The 8,193-nt window shown below is 27.7% G+C and carries 5 protein-coding genes; 2 read left to right on the forward strand and 3 right to left on the reverse strand.

Features of this window, described 5'->3' with window-relative positions:
- Window position 1 precedes the first annotated feature (1 nt).
- Window positions 2–2,005: an ATP-dependent helicase gene (locus tag AVBRAN12654_RS03780; protein WP_336613974.1), complete on the reverse strand. Its 2,004-nt coding sequence runs from the start codon at window positions 2,003–2,005 to the stop codon at window positions 2–4.
- Window positions 1,998–3,815 (reverse strand): LTA synthase family protein, encoded by a 1,818-nt coding sequence (locus AVBRAN12654_RS03785; RefSeq protein WP_336613975.1) that lies wholly within the window; start codon window positions 3,813–3,815, stop codon window positions 1,998–2,000. Before AVBRAN12654_RS03785 ends, AVBRAN12654_RS03780 begins: the two co-directional genes overlap by 8 nt.
- A 102-nt stretch (window positions 3,816–3,917) precedes the next feature.
- On the opposite strand from AVBRAN12654_RS03785, the gene AVBRAN12654_RS03790 reads away from it, so the two are divergent.
- Together AVBRAN12654_RS03790 and purU are read left to right on the forward strand one after the other, a co-directional pair.
- Window positions 3,918–6,527, forward strand: coding sequence for a valine--tRNA ligase (locus AVBRAN12654_RS03790; RefSeq protein WP_336613976.1), 2,610 nt, complete (start codon window positions 3,918–3,920; stop codon window positions 6,525–6,527).
- A 3-nt stretch (window positions 6,528–6,530) separates the two neighbouring features.
- Window positions 6,531–7,358: a formyltetrahydrofolate deformylase gene (gene purU / locus AVBRAN12654_RS03795; RefSeq protein ID WP_239802627.1), complete on the forward strand. Its 828-nt coding sequence runs from the start codon at window positions 6,531–6,533 to the stop codon at window positions 7,356–7,358.
- Window positions 7,359–7,495: 137 nt separating this feature from the next.
- Here purU and AVBRAN12654_RS03800 read toward each other — a convergent pair whose 3' ends face one another.
- Window positions 7,496–8,146: a hypothetical protein gene (locus AVBRAN12654_RS03800; RefSeq protein ID WP_336613977.1), complete on the reverse strand. Its 651-nt coding sequence runs from the start codon at window positions 8,144–8,146 to the stop codon at window positions 7,496–7,498.
- Window positions 8,147–8,193 lie beyond the last annotated feature (47 nt).

Consider the following 8,193-nt stretch of genomic DNA (forward strand, 5'->3'; position numbering starts at 1 on the left):
TTTAATTTTTCTTACCTTCTTCAATAAAAATTGAGCGTATTGCGTCTGTTTTATCATCTTCTTTTTGCCTTTTAGCCCAGCTCATAATAAGCTCATCTTTTGCTCTTGTAAGTGCTACATAAAATAATCTTCGCTCTTCATCAATGCCCCCAGCACTTTTGCTAAGCTTTAGATTTGGAAATCTACCTTGTGCTAAGTCAATCAAATAAACAATTTCAAATTCCAAACCTTTACTAGCATGAACGGTTAAAAGCTGAACTCCTTTAGTGTTTTCATAATCAATATTTAAAATAGTTTTTTCATAAAATTCTTTAAAAGTATTGTAGTTTTTCGCATCGTCTAAAATATATTTACAATTATTTTTAATATTTTCTAGCTTTTGCTCTTTTATCTCATTGACTATTTTTGCACCTTTAAAAGAACGCTTAGCTGCAAGATTATTGATAATCAAGCTAAAAATCTTAGATGAATAAGCATTATTTAATAAAACGCTAGGATTATCAATATTTTCATTTTCTTTTAAGAATTTATAAAGCTCTTCAAGAAAGGTTACATTGTCAAATTTTAATTCTTTTAACAATAAAACAGGATTATTTTTAAACTCTGTTGCTAAAAAGCTAAACTCACTTTGCTTAGCTTGATTTTGAGTGCTTGCAAACAGACCAAAAGCTTCATCACTTTTAGCTAAAAAATCGTAATTATCTTTTTTAATAGGTCTTAAAATACCTTCTAATAAAGAGCCATTTCCTAATTCTAAAAATGCTTTATAAATAATATTTACCTTAGCATTTCCAACGCCTTTACTCTCTAATAAAATCCCTAAAAAGCTTAAAATATCACTATTTTTATTAGTTAAATTAGCTAGATTTATAAGAGTATTTATTTCTTTTAATTCATAAAAACTACTGCCACCTTTTCTAGCTATTTTAATACCCTTTTGCTTTAGGCTTCTTTCCATTAAATCACCACTTGAATTATTGCGATAAATCACTGCAATATCAGCCCTATTATTTGCTTCAAGTTTGCTTAAAATATCATTGGCAATGAATTCATATTGTTCGTTTGCTAGATTAAAACTATGTAATTTAATAGGTTTTGTAGCTTCTTTTCTAGTTACGATTAGCTCTTTTGGATATAGCCTTTCGTTTTTTGTAATAACCCTATTTGCAAATTCTAAAATATTACTAACGCTTCTATAATTTTTATTGAGTGAATAAATTTTAGCATTTTTATATCTATCTTTAAAACTTCCAATTATTTCTATATTTGCCCCATTAAAAGCATAAATGCTTTGGTCATAATCTCCTACGCAAAAAAGAGATTTTTTAGGGATTGCGTCTAAAATCGCACTTTGAAGATTATTTGTATCTTGATATTCATCTACTAAAACTTCATAAAAAGGCTCATTTTTATAATCATTTGTGAAAAAATCCTTAGCATTTAGCAATAAATCATCAAAATCATAATAATTATGAGCTTTTTTTTGTTCTTCGTATTCACTTAAAACTTTGCAATAAAAATTAATATTATCGCCTTGCTCTTCATAATTAGCCTTTAAATATCCACGAAAATCATCAACTAAATTAGTATTATTAAACCTTGAATAAATATCGGCTAAATATGAATAATCAAACAAATCATCTTTATTAGGAGAATATTTTTCGTAAATACTTTTTAGCAAGGCTCTTAATTCACTATTTCGCTTAAGCTGAATATTTTTATGCTTTTTAAGATATTCAAGACTAATTGCGTGAAATGTCCCACTTACAATGCCTTTTATCTTGCTTGAGCCGAGTTTTTTTTCAAGTCTTGCTATCATTTCACGAGCGGCTTTGTTTGTAAATGTAAGTAACATAATACTATTTGCTTTAGCACCATCATTTAATAATTTTTCTATCCTTGCAACTATTGTGCTTGTCTTTCCTGTTCCTGCACTTGCTATTATTAAATTACTACCTAAACTAGTATTAACCGCCGCAAATTGTTCATCATTTAATCTATTCAATTATGTTTCCTTTATAAACTAAATACCAAGAAAGTGCTTGAGCCATTCTCAAATACCCCCCCCCGCTAGTTATTTTTCCATTTTCAAATTCTATTTCAAAACCATATTTATTAGTAGCTAAAATTTCCTTTTTTTCTAACGAAAAACAAGGACTTCCGAAACTAAAATATTCATAACCTTTAGGGGCGATTAGGTTTATAATACTAGCACTTATATCAAGATGATTTGTTATCTTACAAGTTGGATAAATCTTAGTCTTTGGATAATACATTATAACAGGCACTAAGTGAGTGGTAAGCAAATCATTACTATCATCTATATTAAATCTTCCATAATGATCACCTGTGATTACAAAAAGACTATCTGGTTCATTTTGTGCTGTTTTTTCTATCCAATTTATTAAGGTTTTTTGATACCAATAAATGGTAGCTAGTTCGTTTTTATACTTTGTGCTTAGTTTTTCTATCTTATCAAATGGGATAGCAAAATCATTTTTTTGCATAAATGCTAAATCATAAGTTGGGTGATTTGTAGTTGTCATAATTATATTAAAATCAAATTCTTTGCTGTTTTTACCAGCATAAGCAAATAAAAAATCATCATAAGCACCCCAATAATTTTGATTAGGATAATTAAGATTTTCAAAATTTTCTTTAAATATATGCTCTTTATCATAGTTTTTATTAATTTGTAACTTATTAGTAAAGTCAAATAATCCAGCCCAATTTCTAGCTCCACCAAAATAAAAATTAACTTCATAACCTATATTCTTAAATTGATTAATTAAATTAGTCTTAGGGGCTATAATATTATTAAATTTAGTAAAATTATCATCAGCATTATAATACACACCTAAAAATTGAGTTTGTAAACTTTCAGCAGTATTATTTGCATTATGAATTGCTGGTATATAGGTAGCTTTATGTTTAACAAAAGTATGAATATCACTAAATAAATCACTAAATTTATCTTGCATTATCCAATCAGATAAACTCTCACTTATTACATAATAAATCTTTTTTGGTTTTATTGTATTTTCATCTAATTTAGTTTGTTTTATATAATCATATATGTTTATTTTATTATCTTGAGTATGAAAGAATTCTCTAGCAGCACTTAACTCATCTCCCACATTAAAATAAGCAAAATCTATATTTTTTAATTTTTTATAATCTTTCAATGCCCCACCAAAACCTTTTAAATGTCCAAAAGTACTTGCTTGAAGGGCAGCATTATCGTAAGCTTTTGTAACATTAAAAAGACTTTTTGCTTTAAATGAAAATTGCTGATTAATACTAAGCATCATAGAAAACGCAAACACTATAAATAGTGCTAACGAATACTTAAAACTAATTTTTAAATTCTTTTTTAAAATTTTTTCGTGAATATAATTTAAAATAAATAAGGTTATAAAAAATATAAAAATAGCAGGAATTATTCCATAATTTTCCCCTAAAGCTGTTTTTATAAGCGTATTTATTTCTTCATTTTTAAATAAAAATAAATTTAAATCAATATTTTTTTGATATATATTGAAAAATACTACAAAAGTTAATTCAGCAATCAATATTAAAATACAAGCGATATTAAAAATAACTCTTGATAAAACCTTACCTAGTGTTGAAATAATACAATAAACACTTGCTATATATCCACAATATTGCATATCAAATCTAATACCTTGAAATATAGAAGTAAAAAAATCACTCAAAGTAAAATCATAATGTGACAATAAAAATCCAAATCTAAATAATAAACAAAGAATTACAAAAATAAAATAAGTTAAAAATGAGCGGACAACTACATTCATTTAAACACCTTTCATATTTAAAAGCCAAAAAGTCTAGCAAAATAACCTAAAAATAAGCAAAAATTAATAAAATGGCAAAAAACACTAATTTAAGGATTATTTATGAGCGATTTTTACAATCCAAAAGAAATTGAAAAAGACTATTATGAATTTTGCAAACAAAAAGGCTATTTTGAAATAGATGGAAATAAAAACATTCAAGAAAATGGCAAAAACTTTGCAATTATGATGCCACCGCCAAATGTTACAGGTGTTTTACATATAGGACACGCACTTACATTTACCTTGCAAGACATTATTACAAGATATAAAAGAATGGATGGCTTTAAGGTGCTTTATCAACCAGGCTTAGATCACGCAGGCATTGCTACTCAAAATGTAGTTGAAAAGCAACTTTTAGCAAAAGGGATTAAAAAAGAAGAGCTAGGGCGTGAAAAATTCATAGAAAAAGTATGGGAGTGGAAAGAGCAAAGCGGTGGAGCTATAGTTAAGCAAATGCAAGCACTAGGCATTACTCCTGCCTTTTCAAGACTTCGTTTTACTATGGATGAAGGGCTTCAAAATGCTGTTAAAAAAGCTTTTGTGGACCTTTATAATAAAGGCTTAATAGAGCAAAATAACAGAATGATAAACTGGTGCACAAAAGATGGAGCATTAAGTGATATTGAGGTTGAATATGAAGAAAATAAAGGCAAACTTTATCATATAAGATATTTTTTAAATGATAAGGATTATTTAGTAGTTGCAACTACTAGACCTGAAACTTATTTTGGCGATACTGCCGTAATGATAAATCCAGAAGATGAAAGATATAAACACTTAGTTGGTAAAGAAGTTACGCTGCCTATTATAAATCGTAAAATAAAAATCATAGCTGATAGCCATGTTGATATGAGCTTTGGAACAGGAATTGTAAAAGTAACACCAGCTCACGATAATAATGACTATGAAGTAGGACTTAGACATAATTTAGAGTTTTTAACTATTTTTGATGAAAATGGAATTTTAAACGAGCATTGTGCTGAGTTTAAAGGACTTGAAAGACTTGAGGCTAGAAAAATAGTAGTTGATAAACTAAACGAATTAGGCTTTATTGAAAAAATTGAAGATTATGTAAATCAAGTTGGACATTGTTATCGTTGTAAAAATATCGTTGAGCCGTATATTTCTAAACAATGGTTTGTAAAAACCGACATTGCAACAAAAGTTATAGAAAAAGTAAATAATGGTGATGCTAAGTTTTATCCAGCTCATTGGATAAATAGCTTTAATGCTTGGTTAAGAGAATTACGCCCTTGGTGTATCAGCAGACAACTTTGGTGGGGACATCAAATTCCTGTTTATTATTGTGATGAGTGCGAACATATTCATGTAAGTGAAAGCAAGGTAGAAAAATGCGAAAAATGTGGCTGTGATAGTATCACTCAAGATAAAGATGTACTTGATACTTGGTTTAGCTCGGGACTTTGGGCATTTTCAACTCTAGGTTATAACAATGGCGATTTTGGTAAAGGCACTTTATGGAATGAAAGCGATATAAAAGACTTTTATCCAAATTCGCTTTTAATTACAGGCTTTGATATATTATTTTTCTGGGTATGCAGAATGTTATTTCAAAGTGAAAATGAGCTAGGCGAAATCCCATTTAAAGACATTTATCTTCACGCACTTGTAAAAGATGAAAACGGACAAAAAATGAGTAAGAGTAAAGGCAATGTAATTGACCCACTTGATAGCATTGATAAATATAGTGCTGACATACTACGCTTTACTTTAGCACTTTTAGCCGTTCAAGGAAGAGATATTAGAATGAGTGAAGATAGAATGATTTTAGTTCGTAACTTCACAAATAAGCTTTATAATGCGGTAAATTTCTTACTACTTAAAGGTAAGGATTATAAGATACTAGATAGCTATAAAACAACACTAGGTATTTATATAAACGCAGAATTTCAAAAATGCGTAAATGAAACTCGCAAAAACTTAGATGAATATAGATTTAATGATGCTGCTATGAATATTTATAAGTTTTTATGGGATGAGTTTTGTGATTATGGAATTGAGTTTAGCAAGGCTGATGAGAGTAGTATAGATGAGCTTGCGAGCGTATTTTTAAACGCTATGAAATTACTTAGTCCATTTATGCCATTTATTAGTGATTATTTATATCATAAATTAAGCGGGACAAGTATTTTTGAAAATGGCTCAATTATGGTAGAAAAATATCCTAAAATAAATGAAATTTCAACCACTGAAGAGCAAATTATCAAAAACTACGAGCTTTGCAAAGAAGCGATTAATAGCCTAAGAAGTATCAAAAAAACAGCAAATATTACTGATAAAAACGCTCCGGCACAAATTATAAGCGAACATAAATTTGATGAATATTATCTAAAACTAATAGCAAAATTAGCTAAAGTAGGAGAATTAAGCCAAGATGAGAATCCTAAAGAAAGCTTTAGCGTAAATGTTAGCACGAACCTAAAAACCGCTATTTTTGTAGATAGCAAAGCACTTGATGAAATGAAAGCTAAGTTAGAAAATAGATATAAAAAAGTTCTAGCAGAATACGAAAAGCTAAACAAAATGCTAAGCAATGAAAAATTCGTAGCTAACGCACCAGCACAAGTTGTAGAACAAAACAAAATTGCTATGCAAAAAGCTGAAAACGAATTAAATGAAATAAAAGCTGAATTAAATAACATAGGATAAATTATGAATGAATATATCTTAAAAATCACTTGCCCTGATAAAAAAGGGCTTGTGGCTATTATCTCAAATGAGATTTATAAGGCAGGATTTAATATAGAAAGCAATAATGAATTTGTAAATAGCGATACAAATTCTTTTTATTTTCTAGCGATTTTAAGCTCAAGTGAGAGTGTAAAAGATGAGTTTGTAAATAATTTAAAACAGATTTTAAAAGACGCACAAATCACATTTAGCCCAAAAAGAAAGAAAAATATAATAATCCTAGCATCAAAAGAGCTTCATTGTTTAGGTGATTTGCTACTTGCAAACTATGAAGATGAACTAAATGCTAATATCTTAAAAGTTATGGCAAATCACGATTTAAGTGATTTTGTGAAAAGATTTGATATAGATTTTAGCCTAATTGATACTAACAAAGATAAAGAACTTTACGAGCAAGATATAATTCAAGAGATTAAAAAATACAATGTTGATTATATAGTATTAGCAAAATATATGCGGATTTTAAGCCCAAATTTTGTAAATACTTTTAAAGATAAAATAATCAATATTCATCATTCTTTTTTACCTGCATTTATCGGTGCAAATCCATATCTACAAGCTTATGAGCGTGGGGTTAAAATCATAGGAGCAAGTGCGCATTTTGTAACGGATAATTTAGATGAAGGGCCTATTATTTTTCAAGACATAGTTAGAGTAAATCACACTTATAATTCAAAAGATTTAAGAAAAGCAGGTAAAAAAATAGAAACTTTAGTGCTAAGAAATGCCCTTGAAAAAGTGTTTGATGATAAAGTATTTATTGCAGGTAATAAAACAATTATATTTTAAAAAAAATTGAAAATACAATTAGGGTTTAAGTTTTTAAGCCTTAATTTTATTAAACTCCTTAGCTTATTAAACAAATATAATAATTTGTGATTAGTTTTAAAATTATGCTAATTTTTACGATTTTAAATTCTTTTAATCTAAACTCTTTTATCATATAAATTCTCGCCATTTTTATAGGCTAAAAATATAGCCAATAAATCTCTTTCATTTTTGATTTCAGTTTTATTTAATTTGCTTAAAATCTCTTCCATACTTTCACGAATATTATCACTTTTCACTTCTATGGGTTTAAACTCATCTTTTTTAAGTTCTTCGCTAATTTCATTTATATTATCTTTTAGATTTTCTTGCTTAAGCTCGTTTATACGCTTTAAATATTTTTGCTTAAATTCATCTACACTAATATCACTTGCAAAAAGTTCTTTAATCTCATAATCATAATTAGCAGTATAATCGTTGTTTAAGGCATTTTCTTTTAAAAATGCCTTAATATCCTTTGCCTCATCATCGTTTTGAAAAAGCTTAGAAATAAACATTTCAGGATGAAGCCTAGCATAGCCAAAATCTCGCATATAAACATAAAATATAGAAATATCACTAATATTTGTCGATGCATTATTGTTACTTATATTATTGTTTTCTTGACTATCATTTTTACCTTTAAATAAAGCGATATTACTTAATTCTTTTAAGTATTTATTCTCTTCTTCTGGTGTTTTTGCTTTTTGATAATCTTTATAAGCGTCATTCCAATTTCTTAGATTTAAATCATTAAAATTAATTTTCATTTTTTACTCTTTTGATAAAAATTAAGATTTTTAAATTCTTTTATTTT

Origin of the sequence: Campylobacter sp. RM12654, from assembly GCF_020137585.1 — a bacterium.
In the GTDB taxonomy this organism is placed as follows: domain Bacteria; phylum Campylobacterota; class Campylobacteria; order Campylobacterales; family Campylobacteraceae; genus Campylobacter_E.